This window comes from Weissella tructae, assembly GCF_000732905.1.
Taxonomy (GTDB): domain Bacteria; phylum Bacillota; class Bacilli; order Lactobacillales; family Lactobacillaceae; genus Weissella; species Weissella tructae.
Map to the genome: position 1 here is coordinate 271,670 of NZ_CP007588.1, position 18,181 is coordinate 289,850.

At 40.6% G+C, this 18,181-nt stretch carries 16 protein-coding genes; 13 read left to right on the forward strand and 3 right to left on the reverse strand.

Features of this window, described 5'->3' with window-relative positions:
- Positions 1 to 45 precede the first annotated feature (45 nt).
- Genes WS08_RS01295 through WS08_RS01305 form a run of 3 tightly spaced genes read left to right on the forward strand, consistent with a single transcriptional unit; the run spans position 46 to position 2,652 of the window.
- Entirely contained in the window at positions 46 to 534 is a 489-nt protein-coding gene (locus tag WS08_RS01295) for a deoxycytidylate deaminase (protein ID WP_009495363.1), read from the forward strand.
- A gap of 1 nt (position 535) precedes the next feature.
- Positions 536 to 1,492 (forward strand): thymidylate synthase, encoded by a 957-nt coding sequence (locus WS08_RS01300; RefSeq protein ID WP_009495364.1) that lies wholly within the window; start codon positions 536 to 538, stop codon positions 1,490 to 1,492.
- A 17-nt stretch (positions 1,493 to 1,509) separates the two neighbouring features.
- Positions 1,510 to 2,652, forward strand: coding sequence for an LCP family glycopolymer transferase (locus WS08_RS01305; RefSeq protein ID WP_009495365.1), 1,143 nt, complete (start codon positions 1,510 to 1,512; stop codon positions 2,650 to 2,652).
- Positions 2,653 to 2,750: 98 nt separating this feature from the next.
- Here the strand turns inward: WS08_RS01305 and WS08_RS01310 are convergent, their stop codons facing one another.
- Positions 2,751 to 2,993, reverse strand: a complete 243-nt coding sequence (locus WS08_RS01310) for a PspC domain-containing protein (RefSeq protein WP_009495366.1) — start codon at positions 2,991 to 2,993, stop codon at positions 2,751 to 2,753.
- Positions 2,994 to 3,164: 171 nt separating this feature from the next.
- Between WS08_RS01310 and WS08_RS01315 the strand changes: the two genes are divergently transcribed.
- A complete protein-coding gene (locus WS08_RS01315) occupies positions 3,165 to 4,004 on the forward strand; it encodes an undecaprenyl-diphosphate phosphatase (protein WP_009495367.1) in 840 nt (279 codons plus the stop codon).
- Positions 4,005 to 4,060: 56 nt separating this feature from the next.
- Here WS08_RS01315 and WS08_RS01320 read toward each other — a convergent pair whose 3' ends face one another.
- Together WS08_RS01320 and cbpA are read right to left on the reverse strand one after the other, a co-directional pair.
- Positions 4,061 to 4,945 (reverse strand): YihY/virulence factor BrkB family protein, encoded by an 885-nt coding sequence (locus WS08_RS01320; RefSeq protein ID WP_009495368.1) that lies wholly within the window; start codon positions 4,943 to 4,945, stop codon positions 4,061 to 4,063.
- Positions 4,946 to 5,008: 63 nt separating this feature from the next.
- On the reverse strand, positions 5,009 to 5,635 hold the full coding sequence (gene cbpA, locus WS08_RS01325; protein WP_009495369.1) for a cyclic di-AMP binding protein CbpA: 627 nt from the start codon (positions 5,633 to 5,635) through the stop codon (positions 5,009 to 5,011).
- Positions 5,636 to 5,907: 272 nt separating this feature from the next.
- Here cbpA and WS08_RS01330 point away from each other — a divergent pair, with 272 nt between their 5' ends.
- The 9 genes from WS08_RS01330 to ftsH all read left to right on the forward strand — a co-directional run bounded on the left by WS08_RS01330 (position 5,908) and on the right by ftsH (position 18,170).
- Positions 5,908 to 7,497 carry a glycosyltransferase family protein gene (locus WS08_RS01330; protein WP_038528071.1) on the forward strand — a complete coding sequence of 530 codons (1,590 nt, stop codon included), beginning with the start codon at positions 5,908 to 5,910 and terminating at the stop codon, positions 7,495 to 7,497.
- A 265-nt stretch (positions 7,498 to 7,762) separates the two neighbouring features.
- The gene (gene pth / locus WS08_RS01335) at positions 7,763 to 8,329 is read left to right on the forward strand and encodes an aminoacyl-tRNA hydrolase (RefSeq protein ID WP_009495371.1); all 567 of its coding nucleotides are present in this window, start codon (positions 7,763 to 7,765) and stop codon (positions 8,327 to 8,329) included.
- 33 nt (positions 8,330 to 8,362) lie between these two features.
- Positions 8,363 to 11,872, forward strand: a complete 3,510-nt coding sequence (gene mfd, locus WS08_RS01340; RefSeq protein WP_009495372.1) for a transcription-repair coupling factor — start codon at positions 8,363 to 8,365, stop codon at positions 11,870 to 11,872.
- 4 nt (positions 11,873 to 11,876) lie between these two features.
- Positions 11,877 to 13,442 (forward strand): putative polysaccharide biosynthesis protein, encoded by a 1,566-nt coding sequence (locus WS08_RS01345; RefSeq protein WP_009495373.1) that lies wholly within the window; start codon positions 11,877 to 11,879, stop codon positions 13,440 to 13,442.
- 53 nt (positions 13,443 to 13,495) lie between these two features.
- Positions 13,496 to 13,756, forward strand: coding sequence for an RNA-binding S4 domain-containing protein (locus WS08_RS01350; RefSeq protein ID WP_009495374.1), 261 nt, complete (start codon positions 13,496 to 13,498; stop codon positions 13,754 to 13,756).
- 144 nt (positions 13,757 to 13,900) lie between these two features.
- On the forward strand, positions 13,901 to 14,275 hold the full coding sequence (locus WS08_RS01355; RefSeq protein ID WP_009495375.1) for an FtsB family cell division protein: 375 nt from the start codon (positions 13,901 to 13,903) through the stop codon (positions 14,273 to 14,275).
- Positions 14,276 to 14,331: 56 nt separating this feature from the next.
- Positions 14,332 to 15,318, forward strand: a complete 987-nt coding sequence (tilS, locus tag WS08_RS01360; protein WP_009495376.1) for a tRNA lysidine(34) synthetase TilS — start codon at positions 14,332 to 14,334, stop codon at positions 15,316 to 15,318.
- A 97-nt stretch (positions 15,319 to 15,415) separates the two neighbouring features.
- On the forward strand, positions 15,416 to 16,012 hold the full coding sequence (hpt, locus tag WS08_RS01365) for a hypoxanthine phosphoribosyltransferase (protein ID WP_009495377.1): 597 nt from the start codon (positions 15,416 to 15,418) through the stop codon (positions 16,010 to 16,012).
- A 61-nt stretch (positions 16,013 to 16,073) separates the two neighbouring features.
- Positions 16,074 to 18,170, forward strand: coding sequence for an ATP-dependent zinc metalloprotease FtsH (gene ftsH / locus WS08_RS01370; protein ID WP_009495378.1), 2,097 nt, complete (start codon positions 16,074 to 16,076; stop codon positions 18,168 to 18,170).
- Positions 18,171 to 18,181 lie beyond the last annotated feature (11 nt).

Sequence of the window (18,181 nt, forward strand, 5' to 3'; positions counted from 1 at the left end):
AAAAATGCTATCATTAGAATAATAAATTTTAAAGAGGTAAATAGGATGAGTGAACGAATTGATTGGCCAACATATTTCATGCTACAAGCAGTTATGACGGCTTCCCGCGGAACTTGTCCCCGCTTACGAGTTGGTGCCGTTATTGTAAAAGACGGACGTGTCATTGGTAGTGGATTCAACGGTTCAGTTGTTGGGACACCACACTGTGATGAAGTTGGTGATTTGATGCGCGACGGACATTGTATTCGTGCCGTACACGCAGAACAAAATGCCTTAATGCAATTAGCTAAGATGGGAATTGCCGCTGAAGGTTCAGAAATTTACGTGACAGATTTTCCATGTGTCTATTGCACAAAGTTGTTACTACAAGCTGGAATTACAAAGATTAATTACTTGCGTAGTTACCGCCCAGATGAATTTGTCATGGAGTTAATTGCACAAAAGAATGTTGATTTACAACAAGTTCTGGTGCACGAAAAAGATATTGAAAAGTTAGATCTAGCAAGCTATGTGATTAGCAATGAAGGAGAATAGCATGAGTCAAAGTGAACAAATGTATCTGGATACCATTCAAGATATTCTAGAAAATGGAAATGTTAAAGGAGATCGTACAGGAACAGGAACACGTTCTGTTTTTGGACGTCAAATGCGCTTTGATTTAGCTGACGGTTTTCCATTGCTAACGACTAAGCGTGTCCCATTTAAGTTGGTGACAAGTGAATTACTATGGTTCTTGGCAGGAGATACTAACATTAAGTTCTTGCTTGAAAACAATAACCATATCTGGGACGAATGGGCTTTTAAAAACTGGATTGAATCAGATGAATATACTGGACCGGATATGACTGATTTTGGTCGTCGTGCATTGGTAGATGAAGAATTTGCTGCTGCATATGATGAACAACGTCAATTATTTATTGAGCGTGTTTTGACAGACCAAGCATTTGCTGACAAATATGGTGAATTAGGTGAAGTTTACGGGGCACAATGGCGTCATTGGCGTAAAGTGCAAGGTGGATTCATTGACCAAATTGCTGAAGTAATTGATATGATTAAGACGAATCCTGATTCACGTCGTTTGATTGTGTCTGCATGGAATCCTGAAGCGGTCCCAACACAAGCATTGCCACCATGTCACTCATTATTCCAATTCTATGTTGCTGATGGAAAAGTTAGTCTACAATTGTACCAACGTTCAGCAGACATGTTCTTAGGTGTTCCATTTAATATTGCGTCATACTCATTGTTGTTGCACATGGTAGCAGCACAAACGGGTTATGAAGTGGGTGAATTTGTGCATACATTGGGAGATGCTCACGTCTACAGTAACCACTTTGAGCAAGTTAAAGAACAACTAACACGTCCAATGATGGATTTGCCAAGTTTGTGGCTAAATCCAGAAGTGTCATCAATTTTTGATTACACAATGGACGATATTAAGATTGAAAATTACCATCCAGGGAAAGCCATTAAGGCACCGGTAGCCGTTTAATCGATTGGGGAAAGATCATGCAAAATCATCCAGAACAGGATAATCAACGTGTATCCAGAGTTGAACAACGTGGGCCACGAAATCATGTGAATGCATATAAAGGACGCCATATTTTATTTGGTATCGTTATTATCGCGGTCGTATTGATGTTCCTATTTGGTATCCGTGCGTATTTTAATGCGCAATCAGCAGTTAACAGGGCCTACGAGGCAACAGAAATGAAGAAAGATAGAGATGTATCTTCTTTACTAAAGAAGGGCGAACCTTTTTCTGTGCTGTTACTGGGGACTGACACAGGTGAATTAGGGCGTAAATATAAAGGACGTACTGATTCTTTGATGATTGCAACGGTTAACCCTAAAAAAGAGACAACGACAATTGTTTCTATCCCACGTGATACGATTATCGCGCCGGTCGGATACGAAGAATATTTTCCATTGAAAATGAATGCAGCGTATGAAGTTGGATCTGCTAAGACATCCATGGAAACGGTGCAATCATGGCTAAATGTACCTGTTGATGCGTATATTTTAGTGAATATGGGTGGATTAGAAAAAATTGTTGATGAATTAGGTGGTATTAAAGTCGCTTCTCCATTAACGTTTAAATATAATCCAGATACTGCTAAAGAAGACAAAGGTAATTTGTACTCGTTTACAAAGGGCGAAACGACTTTTCAACATGCGGGTAAAGACGATGTGATGAAGACGTACCATGAAATGGACGGAGCTGCTGCACTAGCCTTTTCACGGATGCGTTATCAAGATCCAACGGGTGACTATGGACGTCAACAACGTCAACGAATGGTGCTAGAGGAGATTGCTAAAACAGCGGTGACAAATCCAATCGCATTGACGAGTAAGTCAACGTTAGCTGTCATTGGTGACTCAACGAAGACGGACTTATCATTTGGGGATATTCAGCGTATTGCTGGAAATTATGTAGGCGCAGCGAAAAACATTAAGACTGACAATTTCACTGGGCAAGAATACAATAATCTGCCTTCAGGGTCATCTGAATTTATTGGACCGATTGAAAAGCAACGTATTACTAATGTTCTTCGAGCACAACTAGAACTACCAGTTGAAGATAGTGGTCCGCTATATGGTGGAAACGTGACAGCTGATCAAATTAATGCTTACCAATTGCCATTACCTTAAATGCAAGGCATATATGGTTAATACATGTATATACAAAAAGATGACCGTACTGATTCCAGTACGGTCATCTTTTTTAATTCGTGTATAGGATATACCGATTAATCTTCGCGGTATTCACCTTCACGAATGTTATCATCTTCGGATTGGTAATATGATGGGCGTGTAGGTAAAATGATTGCCGCGATGATATAGAAGATCGTCAAAGGGACAAACCAAGATAATAGCAATAGAGCCACGAAAATTAATCGTGTAATATTGGGGTCGATCTTGAAGTAATCAGCGATACCTCCAAGGACACCGGCCAATACGCGGTCGTTTGATTTATATAATTTCTTGTTCATGAAGATACTCCTTATTATTTACTAGTGTATAAAGAAGTATACTATACGAAAAATAATAATGCAAGTCATATAGCTGTTTTTTAAAAAGGACTAAAGCTGGCAAGTTTTTACGGCAATTACGTGCGATTTCTGATAAGGTAAATAAAGAAGTTATAAATAGAGGAGTTAACTATGTTATTCGAATTATTGAAATCAATGATTATTGGGATCGTTGAAGGAATCACAGAATTTTTGCCGATTTCATCAACAGGTCACATTATTATTACACAAACGTTTTTGAAGATTCCTGGTGGAGATTTGTGGACAAGTTCATTCGCCCACATGTATGAATATGTTATCCAATTAGGTGCTATTATGGCGGTTATTCAACTGTACTTCCATAAGTTGAATCCATTTTCACCAACTAAGTCAACCGTAGAACGTAAGCAAACTTGGACACTCTGGTTCAAAGTTGCCGTAGGTGTGCTACCTGCGGTTGTAATTGGTTTCTTATTAAACGATTACATGCAAGATAACATCTGGATTGTTGCAGCAATGTTGATTCTTTACGGTATTTTGTTCATCGTTATTGAAAATTACTTGAAGAATAAGCAACCAGTTGTGACAGACATTAATCAACTAACTTACCAACTAGCATTGTGGATTGGATTCTTCCAAGTTCTTGCGATTATTCCTGGAACATCACGTTCAGGAGCAACTATCTTGGGTGCTTTGTTGTTGGGAGCGTCACGTCTAGTAGCGGCTGAATTCTCATTCTTTATGAGTATTCCTGTGATGTTTGGGGTAACAATCCTAAAGGTTGGAAGCTACTTGAAGGATGGTGGAACATTTACATCATCACAAGCTTGGGTATTAGCCGTTGGATTTATTGTTTCATGGATCGTGGCTTACGTTGCGATTAAGTTCTTGCTAGACTACATTAAGAACAATGACTTCAAGATTTTCGGTTACTACCGTATTGCGTTAGGACTATTTGTTATCTTGTTAGGGGCTATCGGTATTCTACATTAGTCTCAGTTAAATAAATGTCGATAAAAAAGACCTCAAATATTATTTGAGGTCTTTTTTTATTTGGTAATGTGCATTTTTTGTGATAATTGAACAATTTTTTGTCGGCTATTTTTATCTCGGGCAGGCCAAAGATGATTCAAAATGGCGGTGATAATCGTACCTAATAAACCAACGAATGCTATGAAATTCATCCAAACCATCGTGATGATAACAGAATTAATCGCTTGATAAAATGAGTATGCTTGCGCAATAAATCCCACGTAGAGACTGAAAAAGTGCGCGGACACCATCATGAATAGCACTTCAATAATTGTTCCAGTCACAGCCCAGGGTAACCACGGCTTTTTAGTGGGTAATAACCAATTGAATAATGTTAGGGTAATAAATAATCCCACGAAAACAATTAATGGTTTTGCTGATTTCAACGTACGGACAGTATCAGCGTTAATTGGTAATAAGTCTAAAACGTTAGAGCCAACTGCTGCAAATAATAGTAATGCAGAGGCGATACTTAAAATCAAAACTAGCCAAAACAAGGAAACAAAACGATCGATAATGGCAATGTTTTTCGCAGGCACGCCATAAATTTGGTTTTGTGATAGCCGAATTGAAGCGACTAATCGCGTAACGGACCATAAAGTCACGATAAGAGAAATAGATAAGACTCCGATACCATTTTGGAACAAAATAGATTTCACAATGGGTTGTAGGATACTGATGATTGATTCAGGTAAAAATGTTGCTAGAAACCGCAGAACTGAATCTAACTCTAAACCGACAATTGAAAGGAGATTACCAATGACAATTAGTAGTGGGAATATTGACAGTAATGAAAAATAAGCAATTGAGGCACTGGCATAGCCTAAATCAAGCCGACTAAAATAATCAATGATGACTTGAACATATTTATTTTGCCAAATCTTAGACAAAGTCTGCGGCATGATAATCTCCTTTCATTAATACTACAGCATATAAAAAACACCAATATAAATTGATGTTTACGGTTAGAGATGCTCTAAAGATTCTAGATGGAATCCCCGACGGGATAGTTGACGAATAATTTTTGATAAACGAGCTTCGTCGACGGCATTTGGTAATGTCACAACGACACGTGTTGTTCGAATGTTTTCATCTGGATCAAAAGTGACAAGGGATAAAATATTTGTATAGCGTGCAATAATCTTGGTGATTTTTTCAAGACTACCGCGATCCCCATCAGTTAACAATGTCATAACATAGCGACCTACGTCAGGCGTCCATGAATTCTCAAACACCTCACTTAACCGATTACTAGTGATGATACCTAAAAAGTGGTGTTGATCGTCCAAGACCGAAATAAAAGGTAAGTCGCGTAAGGCAAAAATAAGATCAAAAAATGACGCATCCACGTTAATGAATTTAGTCATATTACGCATCAAACTTGTGACTGAATCAGTCATGTCACCTTTATTTGCTAAATGTTTGTAGAGATGCATCTTATAGATGACACCACGAAACATTTGGCCATCTGCGTCTAAGATCGCTAGAGCACGCAGATTTTCAGTTTCTAAGATATCTAATGCTTCTTGTAAAGTCGTGTTACTGGTAATGGTAATAATATCGTCACGACTTTTAACTAATGATTCAAGCATTTGATTAAATCTCCTTTTGTTTTCTAATCTAATTATCATAACATGTTCTGAGTCTTTGCGACATGTGAGTATTTTTAGATTCCCGGAGTTTCTACGAATGAATGCTATTAAAACGGTCTGGGCGATTTTTGTAGCACCGTATTTAAATGAGGGGTTGATGAGAATTAAGGCGGATAATGCCCATAACAGGTATAAATCAGGTACAATAAGTGATTAGGTGCTATTTAGTTAGTAGGATACAATGAGCAATGAAAAATTTGAGGAACTAAGTAATGATGAATAAAATAACAAGTAAACAAGGTAAAACAATGATTGGTACATTGTTGGTCATGGGAATATTGGCCTTCATATCAACCTATGTCGTATTTGTTGGAAAGCAATTCCAGATTAATCCGGATGGTATTTTTCATTTGATGCGTTTTGAATCTATTTATCAAGCACTGGCAGCAGGGCAATGGCCAAGCCGAATTAATTTTATTGGTTATGAGCATCAAGGTGCAGCAGTGACGGGGATGTATCCATGGCTATCAGCGTGGATGTTTATCCTGCCGCGCTTCTTTGCATCACCAATGTGGTCATTTACAATTGGATTTTTAATTTTAAACTTTATGACAATTGGATTTACCTGGTTGCTAATGGGGCGTTTTACCGATAAAACGTTAATCAAATGGCTAGGAGTAATTTTATACCAATTTAATGGGTATCATTTTATTTTGATGTATAGTCGTGTCGCTTTGGGAGAAGCGATTGGTTATATGGCATTACCATTAGTTATTCTTGGTCTGATTGATATTTGGCAAAATCGTAAATACGGTTGGGCCGTATTAGGTTTTGGAATGGCAATTATTGCCAATGGACATATGCTATCGCTACTGATGTGTACGGTGATGGTTGTCGTATTTGAAGCCGGTCGTCTGATTATGAAGAAGATGAGTGTTGCTGAATTTTGGGCAATTATTAAAGCCGCGCTATTAGCTGGTGTTTTGTCAGCGTATACTTTGTTTACAATGTTACAAATTATGATGCAAAACACACTAATGCCGCCTAATATCCGTTGGGATGCCTTGACGGGACATCATTATATTTTGGCAACGTTGACTAATGACTTTAAAGAATATCGTGATACAACAATGGGGCTTGTGATTGGGATCGTGATTTTGGTGTTCTTAATCATAGCAATTAAAAACTTTAAAAAGTCATGGGCGCGTTGGATTTTTGCGGCAAATATCGTCTTTTTGTGTACGTTTGATTTTATCTTAGGACCAGAATTAGTGAATACACCATTTGCCAATATTCAATTTAGCATGCGTTTCTTAATGTTTGTGGCAATGTTTTTGGCGATTGGTATTGTGATGTATTTTGATGAACGTCCATTGAATGTACCAACAAAAGTATGGGCATGGATTATCATCGTCACAGTAATGATTGGATCTTTGGCCGGTATGCGCGAATACTTTATTAAAGCAGACCAAGGTGACTATACGCATCCACTAACAGCAAAAACGTATAACAAGCGTATCTCTAAGCACGGTGTTAAAGATTATGTTTTGAGAGACCCTTCAGTTGATTTCAAGGACATTGATTTTACAAAACCAGATGCTAAAGAAAAGTTCTTCGCTGCCATGTTATACGATCCAGATGTAAAAAAGAACTTTAAGCACAAAAAGAGTACGTTTGATTCAGTCACATGGACACAAGATACCAAAACAGCAGGTGACACGAAATTGCCAGTTGTTGGATATAACGGTATTGATTACACGGTACGTGTAAATGGTGCGACTGTACCTTATGAACGAAAAGAAGGACATTTATTTGTAACTCTACCGGCAGGACATAACGAGATTACAATCTCAGGTCGATAGGCTACAGACAAAAAATAACATAACGAACCGAGTTACTGAAGGTAACTCGGTTTTGTTTTTTAGATGACAATATATTGTATTAGGGGCCATCTGTTTTCGTATAGAATGAGTGGACGAAATGGCACTTTTTTAAGGTTAGCGGTATAATATGTAAGGATAAAATTAACATTGAAATGAAGGTGGGGAGAATCACTTGATTCTCCCCCTTTCGTGTAGACAAAGTGCTTAACAGATAACGTTCAAAGATGATATAGAGGCAAAAATTATGAAATTAATTGTAGGATTAGGAAACATTGGTCGTGAATACGACAACACACGCCATAATATTGGGTTTATGGCCTTGGATGCTTTGGCAGAGCGCGAAAATCTAACATTTAAGATGGATAGTGCCCACCATGCAATGATTGCAGATTGGCGTTACAAGGGTGAAAAAATCTTGTTGGTGAAGCCAACAACTTATATGAATGAATCAGGTCGTGCTGTCGGACCTTTGATGAAGTACTACAACCTAGAAAACGAAGATGTTTTGGTAATTCACGATGATATGGACATGGATCTAGGCCGTTTGCGTTTGCGTGCAACTGGTTCTGCTGGTGGACATAATGGGATTAAGAGCCTAATTCAAGCATTGGGAACGAAAGAATTCACGCGTTTAAAGTTTGGGATTTCACATCCAAAATATGAAAGCCAAGCCGTTATTGATTTTGTCTTGGGGAAGTTTACTAAGGATGAGATGCCTGATGTGATGTTGGGAATTGATCGCACAATTGAAATTATTGAAGGCTTTGGTACTGGTGAAAAAGTACAAATGTTGATGAATCGTTTCAACTAAAAACGATTCGACTGTGTTGGGAGGTAGCGTGAGATGCAATTGCTCGAATTGATCGCACAAAATGAAGATTTACAAACGTTAGAAAACGTGTTGCCTGAAGGTGGGCGACACGTTATTTCTGGCTTAACAGGAACTGCTCGAACAACATATTTGGCCGCGCTTCACACGAAGACAGACGGACCAACAGTGTTGATTGCAGATAATGATTATCATGCCGACCAAATCTTTGAAGATTTGGTGGGGCTTTTAGGTGAGAACTCTGTCTATCTATTCCCAACCGAAGATACTTTAGCGACTGAAGTGGCTTTGACATCACCAGATGCGTTGATTGCGCGCGTGAGTGCATTGCATGCACTACGACAGAATGAACACGCTATTGTGATCACATCAGTTAGCGGTGCTCAACGTTATCTACCGCCAGTGGATAGCTTTGATGCTGCCGCAATCACTATTGATTTCAGTCATGAATTTGAATTAGGGGATTTACAAAAGCAATTTCATGCCATGGGATACCAAAAAACAGCAGCGGTCGAACAACCTGGTGAATTTGCTGTTCGTGGATCAATTGTCGATATCTTTCCTATGGATGCCGCGTATCCTGTCCGAATGGACTTCTTTGATACGGAATTAGATTCATTACGTACGTTTGATGTTGCGACACAACGTAGTCTTGATCGTTTAGATGACGTGCAGATTTTACCTGCGACGGATTTAATCGCGGATGAACATCGTCGTACAACATTTACGACTAGCTTGGAATTGATGTTAACGGACCAACGTGATGCATTAGAAGGGGCCGCTAAACGTCATCTGACTGAAGGTGTACAGCCACTATTAGACATGTTGGCAGATTACCAAATGCCAGGAATGGTCCGTGCGTATTTAGATGTCTTATACCCAGAGCGTGTAAGTATCTTGGACTATGTACCAGAAAACGGGGTTGTTATCTTTGATGATTACCCACGTGCCTTAGAAAATGCGGCCCAATTTGAAGTTGAAAACAACGAATGGGTGTCAGAGCAGATGGCATCTGGATTGATGTTGCAACCTAACGATACTGGTTTTAAATTGGCCGAATTAGCGCGTGATGTGAAACAGGCTAGTATTTTAACAACGACACTGCAACGTGGAATTGGTAATTTACGCCAAACAACGCTTACTAATGTGACAGTTCGTCCAGCTCAACAATTCTTTGGACAAATGCCACTGTTAAAAAATGATGTTAGTCGTTGGCAAAAGCAAGGTTATACCATTTTGTTCTTGGCAAACACAGCAGAACGCGTAGAAAAAACAGAGAATACCTTAAATGATTTTGGTGTCCCAACAAACGCAGTGCGTCCAGATGGTTTAGTAACGGAACGCACACAAGTAACAGAACTTGCATTGAGTGCGGGATTTGAATGGCCAGCGCAAAAATTGATGATTGTTACGGAACGCGAATTATTCCAACAAGTGAAGAAGAAAGCGCCACGTCGCCAAACAGTCTCAAATGCGGAACGCATTAAGAGTTATAACGAATTGAATGTTGGCGACTATGTTGTTCATACGAACCATGGAATTGGAATCTATGAGGGGATGGAGACAATTGAACGTAATGGTGTTAAGCAAGACTACATTACGATTGGTTTCCAAAAAGATGCGAAAATCTTTATTCCAGTTACGCAATTAGATCTTGTACAAAAGTATGTTGGAGCGGCTGAAAAAGCGCCTAAGATTAATAAATTGGGTGGTGCCGAATGGCAAAAGACAAAGGCTAAGGTTGCGAAGAAGGTTGAAGATATTGCGGATGACCTTCTAGCGTTATACGCTGAACGTGAATTGCGTCAAGGGTATGCGTTTAGTCCCGACGGGGATGCCCAACAACGCTTTGAAGCGGCCTTTCCTTATGCAGAAACACCTGACCAAAGTCGTTCAACTGAAGAAATTAAACGTGACATGGAAAAGAAGCGTCCGATGGATCGTTTGTTGATTGGGGATGTCGGTTTTGGAAAAACCGAAGTTGCGATGCGGGCTAGCTTTAAGGCGGTTAATGATCATAAGCAAGTGGCCATTTTAGTGCCAACGACTATTCTGGCTCAGCAACATTACGAATCATTTGTGAGCCGTTTTGAAGGCACTGATGCGAAAATTGGGGTGTTATCACGATTCCAAAGCACGAAGCAACGACGTGAAACCCTTGAAGCGTTAGCCTTGGGAGAATTAGATGTTGTGATTGGAACACATCGTCTGCTTTCAAAAGACGTGACATTTGATAATCTAGGGTTGTTGATTGTCGATGAAGAGCAACGTTTTGGTGTGAAGCATAAAGAGCGTCTAAAAGAGCTAGAAGCAAATGTTGACGTCTTAACGTTGACGGCAACACCTATTCCACGAACATTGAATATGTCGATGGTTGGGGTACGTGACTTGTCAGTGATTGAAACACCACCAGCCAATCGTTACCCCATTCAAACATATGTCATTGAACAAAATGGTCAGACAATTGCGAGTGGAATTGAACGTGAATTAGCACGTGGCGGGCAAGTCTTTTACCTCCACAATCGCGTGGATGACATCGAAAAAACAGTCGATTATATTCAAACATTAGCCCCAGATGCACGTGTAACTTATGTGCATGGTCAAATGACTGAAACCCAATTAGAAGGTGTCTTAGTCGATTTCATCAATGGTGAGTACGATGTATTGGTCACGACCACGATTATTGAAACGGGTGTTGATATTCCAAATGCGAATACATTGTTTGTTGAAAATGCAGACCATATGGGATTGTCACAACTGTATCAATTACGTGGACGTGTTGGTCGATCAAACAATTTAGCTTATGCCTACTTTATGTATCCAGGGACACGTTCTTTGAGTGAGGAGAGTGAAAAGCGTTTAGAAGCCATTCGTGATTTTACAGAACTGGGTTCTGGTTTCAAGATCGCCATGCGTGATCTTTCGATTCGTGGGGCCGGTGATCTCCTAGGACAGAGCCAACACGGATTTATTAATACCGTGGGATATGACCTATACATGCAGATGTTGAACGAAGCAGTTGAGGCTAAACGTGGTAAGAAGCAAGTGCAAAAGTCTGACGCGGAACTTGATTTGCAATGCCAAGCTTACTTGCCACAAGAGTACGTTAGTGATGGTCCGCAAAAGATTGAAATTTACCAACGTATTCGTAAGGCAACACAAGCGGCTGAATTTGCGGAAATCACAGATGATTTGTTTGATCGCTTTGGTGAATTGCCTGAAACGGTAGAAGCATTAATCGCCGTAGGTCAATTAAAAGCAAATGCTGATTATGCGATGATTACGCAAATCAAGCGTCCACGCCAACACATGCAACAAATTGTGGTGACCTTTGATGAAAAGGTTATCGACATGAATATGGTGCAAATGGCGTTGAAATCAGCACATATGCCAGGACAAGTGAAGCAAATTAGTCAATTGGAATTGATTATTCCAATTCAGCCTAAGCAAACAGAATTAGAATGGTTGAAGATGTTAAATAGCTTTGCGGAAGCGTTACGTGAAGCGCGAACAAAGGAAAAGTAATGTTATGGGAAAACAAAAAATGTTGGCTGGAGCGGGTGTTCTAGCAGCCGCAGGTATTATAGCCAAAATTTTGAGTGCCCTATACCGGGTTCCGTTTCAAAATCTGGTTGGTGATACTGGGTTCTATGTCTATCAACAAGTGTATCCAATCTATGGAATAGGGATGGTCATGGCGTTAAGCGGTTGGCCACTCTTTATTTCAAAGGTGATTGCGGAACAACCTAACCAAGCCCATCGTAAACGGGTAGCAAAACAATTGTTTTGGTTGTTATCAATTATTAGTGTGATGATTTTTAGCGTATTATTCTTTGGTGCTCCTTGGATTGCTGAGGGGATGGGGAATGATATGCAATTGATTCCGGAAATCCAAGCGGTATCTTGGCTTTTCTTGGTAATGCCCTTTTTGGCTGTTGGCCGTGGGTACACACAAGGCACGATGGACATGGCACCTACCGCAATTTCGCAAGTACTTGAGCAATTAGCGCGAGTTGTTTTGATTATTGGAATTGCGTGGTTTGGCGTCACGAATGGTTGGTCGGTTTATAAGATTGGAACATGGGCAATGTTTGCAGCAACGGTCGCAGGATTAATTGCTGCTTTATATTTAGCTTGGTATGTTCGTCGTGTACCAGCAGAAGACGTGCAAACGACAGCAGAAAATATGCCATGGCGGACATTATGGCGTCGTTTGTGGTGTGAAGGTGGTATTTTAGCCGTTGTTGCAGCATTATTAGTCCTTTTGCAACTGATTGATTCATTTACTATCACCAGTTTATTGCAAGAGTTTGGTCAACCGATGCAGCAAGCAGCAGCTGAAAAAGGAATTTATGATCGTGGCCAACCTTTGTTACAATTAGGGATGGTTATCGCAACTGGATTGGGAACCACATTGATTCCCGTGATGCGTGAAAAATGGTTGAAGCAGGATGAAGCAGGATTGCGTCATGACTTCCAATTAACAATGCGTTTGGCATTGGTAAGTAGCTCACTGGTAACGATTGGGTTGATGGCTATTATGCCAAGTTTGAACCAAATGTTATTCGAAACGTCAGCGGGTAGCACAACCTTGCAGTGGTACATTCTAACGATTATTCCGGCAACATTGATTGTGGTAATGATTAGTATTTTGCAGAGTATTGATCAAGGACACGGTATTGCTAAATGGCTTGTGCTAACATTGTTATTGAAGTATGTGGGTAACCAATTGTTTATCCCAAGTTCAGGAACGAGTGGTGCAGCGATTAGTACCGCCTTTTGTCTAGTGCCATTGGCGATTGTTGTCTTGAAGCGTGTGCCGAAGGCTTGGTGGCAAGGGATGGATTGGCGTCGCTGGACGCGACATCTCGTGATGCTAGCAATTATTGTAGGGTTGAGCGCAACCGTTATGCGTGGCTTGATGCAAATTTTGGGCGCGGATACACGTGGTATGAGTGTTGTTGTGACAATCCTAAGTATTGCCGTGGGCTTGATTGCAGCGTTTATAGGTATGCGTCGTTGGCCTGTGTTTGCACCAACTGATTGGAAGCATATTCCTAAAGGGGAATATATCCAAAAACAATTAAAGAAATAATTTATTGTCGGACGTGTTCTGACACGTCGTATTTAGAAAAATAGGAGATTATTATGCGTTTAGATAAGTTTTTGAAGGTATCTCGTTTAATTAAGCGTCGTACGGTCGCAAAGGAAATTGCAGATCAAGGACGTATTGATATTAATGGTAAGGTTGCAAAGTCATCAAGTGACGTCAAGACTGGGGATGTACTAACGATTCGTTTTGGAAACAAGACAAGTGAAATCCAAATTGACCGTATTATGGATATCACAAAGAAGGATGAAGCAGAACGTATGTACACGATTCAAAGTGAATCATTTACAACAGAATAAATAAGTCGGATTGCGCGTGTTGTATGCATATTAAGACTTTATTAAGTAATATATAAAAGTCTTTTAGAAGTTAGGTGTTATTCGGTATAGTTACACTATATTATTGGGAAAGCTGTATGAGTGGCACTATTTGGGAGAATGAAGATGGCATACATGAACGGACAAGCAAATATTCAAGCATTGAATGATGCGGGTCGCAGTGAATTAGCATTTAGACAACAAGAATTGTCTTATCAACGTGCTATTCACCGTCGTCGTCGCATCGTTTGTGGGTTAACGATGTTGATTTTTACAATTGTAGCGATGGTGCAATACCACGGGCAATATGTGAAGTACACGTCAGCGCAACAAAGTGACGTCCAAATGCAAAAAAACTTAGCTAAAGCGCAAGCTGAAAATAAGCAATATACGCAAACAGCAAAAGATTTGCAAAAGGATGATTACTTGCAAAAGGTTGTGCGTGAACGTCATTTGTACACGAAGGATGGCGAAACGGTATTCAACTTACCAACTAACTAAATGTTGTGTGAAATGGTCGAGAATTTCTCGGCCATTTTTCTATAAGGAGTGATATCATGCAAGCGAGAGTTTTAAATGCTAATTTAATTCAAGCGCTACGCCAAAAAAAGCTGTTTGGCAAAGAAGACCATGTATTAGTCGCCGTTTCTGGTGGTGAAGATTCACTAAATCTCTTACGGTGGTTAACGGATGGGCGCTTGCCTGATGACCTGCAACCAACGGTAAGTGCAGCATACGTGAATCATCAACTGCGGTCAGATGCCGCGGAAGAAGAAGCGTTTGTCGAACGGGTTTTTCAAGAGACACCGCAACTAGCGAGTGGGCATATGCGTCGTCTGACTTGGGATAGTCAGCCGACACATAGTATTGAAGAATTGGCGCGCGAAGGGCGTTATACGTTATTAGCTGAAATTGCGCGTGAAATTGGTGCAACCGTCATCGTGACAGCTCATCATCAAGATGATCAAGCGGAGACTGTGTTATACAAATTAATTCGTGGTAGTCGCTTATCACAATTAAGTGGTATGTCAGAAAATACAGCATTTACTGAGAATATCCGGCTAGTTCGCCCGTTTTTAGGGCTGACTAAAGAAAATATGCGTACACTTAATAACCATAATGTTCAGGAATGGGTCGTGGATTCCTCTAATGAAGATGTGACGTTTGCGCGGAATCGTTTACGTCATGAGATTTTACCGGGGATGAAGGAAGTGAACACACAAGTGAACGAACACTTGGTTCGTTTGGGTGATCAACTAGCAGGGCAACGCGCCTTGTTGGCGCCATTCTTGGCAAATTATGTCGTGGAGATTGAAGAAGGAACATTTAATTGGCAATTACCGGTTGAAAGTTGTATCTTGGTCTTGCAACATTGGTTAACTGAGATAGCAGTTTTTGATATTAGTGATAAACAATTGGGGCAAGTTGTTCAATTAATGCGTAACCAAAACACGAATCGTGGTGAAGTTATGTTACGAAATGGGCGACGTTTTGTGCGAAAAGGACCTTACTTGCGAATCGAATCGGATAAGCATAACGTATAGGTAAATTTCCATTACAAATGGCTAAACAATAAGTTAAAATCATGGTATCTTAGTACTGTGTATCAATTTAAAAAGATGAACTTGAGGAGAAACCAAGATGACGCAATGGGACATGAATAACGATATTGAACGTGTACTTTATAGTGAGGCTGATATCGCTGCCGCTGCAAAGCGAGTAGGTGAAGAATTAGCTGCTGACTATGAAGGACGAACACCTATGATCCTTTCAGTATTGAAGGGGGCTGTATTGTGGACTGTTGACGTGATGCGTCACATGCAATACTCAGATGTCGAATTCATCGACGTATCTAGTTATCATGGTGGAATTGCTTCTTCAGGTGAAGTAGAGCTAAACATTGACTTGCAAACAGATATTAAGGGTCGTGACATCATTATCATGGAAGACATCGTGGACACAGGACGTTCATTGAAGTTCATGATTGAATTGTTGGAATCACGTGGCGCTGCATCTGTTAAGGTTGCAAGTTTGTTGGACAAGAAAGAAGGGCGTGTTGTTGAAGCGAACGTAGATTACGTTGGTTTTGATGTACCAAAGGCCTTCGTGGTTGGATATGGGCTTGATTACAAGCAACTATACCGTAACCTACCATACGTTGGGATTTTGAAGCGTGAAGTATACGATACTGCCCACGCTGATTTAGTGGATACAGCAGACATTACGTCTGAACACTAAACAATTAATAATAAAAAGAGAGTGAACAAAAGTAATACGACTTTTGTTGAGGGGGCTAAGCATGAAGAATCCACAAGGTAGTGGCAATTTTGTGCGTAATAGTGTGTTTTATGTGGTAGTTGTCTTGGGTCTATTGGGACTTGTGTACTGGGTTGCTGGACCTAATCAAGCAACACAAACACAGACGATTAACACGTCAACATTTATGACGCAACTACAAGACAAAAAGATTAAGAGCATTAATGTACAACCTGGTGCTGGAATCTATGAAGTTTCTGGTGAATACCACAAGGAACAAGAACCAGAGAAGAAAGAAAAAGACCAACAACAAAACAATGCATTTGCTAGCTTGTTAGGCGAAAAGCAAAACGCTAAGGTTAAGAAGTTTAAGACGCAAGTTGTTGGTAGTGACCAAGTCATCTCAAATGTACAAACTGAAGCTGATAAAGCCAAGACACAAGTAACAGCATTGCCAGAACCATCTAACTTCCTAGGAACGTTGATGATGTCAATGTTGCCAATCTTGATTATGGTTGGTTTGTTCTACATGATGTTTGGACAAATGGCACAAGGTGGTGGTGGTCAAGGTGGCCGCGGAAACATCATGGGTGTTGGTAAGTCTAAGGCTAAGCCTGCAGATCCAGCGGACAACAAGGTTCGTTTTTCTGATGTGGCTGGAGCCGAAGAAGAAAAGCAAGAATTGGTTGAAGTGGTTGAATTCTTGCGCGACACAAAGAAGTACACAAAGTTAGGTGCTCGTGTGCCTGCTGGTGTATTGCTTGAGGGACCTCCCGGAACAGGTAAGACATTGTTGGCGAAGGCTGTGGCTGGGGAAGCCCAAGTGCCATTCTTCTCAATTTCAGGATCTGATTTCGTTGAAATGTTCGTCGGTGTCGGAGCGAGTCGTGTACGTGACTTGTTTGAAAATGCTAAGAAGGTCGCACCAGCAATCATCTTTATTGATGAAATTGACGCCGTTGGGCGTAAGCGTGGTGCTGGAACCGGTGGTGGAAACGATGAACGTGAACAAACATTGAACCAAATGTTGGTCGAAATGGACGGGTTCTCTGGTAACGAAGGTGTTATCGTGATGGCCGCTACTAATCGTGCCGATGTTTTGGACCCAGCTTTGCTTCGTCCAGGTCGTTTTGACCGTAAGATTTTGGTTGGTCGTCCTGACGTTAAGGGACGTGAAGCGATTTTGAAGGTACACGCTAAGAACAAGCCTTTGGCTGATGACGTGGACTTGAAGATGATTGCTAAGCAAACACCTGGTTTCGTTGGAGCTGACTTGGAAAACTTGTTGAATGAAGCAGCGCTTTTGGCTGCACGTCAAAATAATGACGTGATTAACGCTAGCGATGTGGATGAAGCAGAAGACCGTGTTATTGCTGGTCCAGCCAAGAAGGATCGTGTTGTTTCTGCTAAGGAACGTGAAGTGGTGGCTTACCACGAAGCGGGACACGCCATTGTTGGTTTGGTATTGAATGATGCTCGTGTCGTACACAAGGTAACAATCGTTCCTCGTGGACGTGCCGGCGGATATGCAATTATGTTGCCACGTGAAGACCAAATGTTATTGTCTGCATCAGATGCTAACGATCAAATCGCTGGTTTGATGGGTGGACGTGCTGCTGAAATGTTTAAGTGGGAGCAACAATCATCAGGGGCTTCTAATGACTTTGAGCAAGCAACACAATTAGCTCGTGCGATGGTTACTGAGTATGGAATGTCTGATAAGTTGGGAATGGTTCAACTTGAAGGACCAAACACACCAATGATGGGTGTTAACTACTCACAAGACACAGCAGCGTTGATTGATTCAGAAGTGCGTGATTTGACTGCGAAGGGTTACAACAACGCTATCTCAATTGTTGCGCAATACGAAGATAAGTTTGATGCAATTGCACAAGCATTGCTTGAACATGAAACTTTGGATGAAAAGGAAATCTTGAGCTTGTTTGAAACAGGTAAGATGCCAGAATCTAAAGAAGTAAAGTCTGACGATGAAGTTGTTCCAATGAGCTATGATGAAGCTAAGGCTGCTGCGAACGAAAAGTTGGTAGAAGACGAAAAGGCACATCATGCTGGTGAAACAATCGAACCAGAAGATACAGATGTGATGCCGGATGCGGATAATAACCGTGATGAAATCTAATCATTAATGAA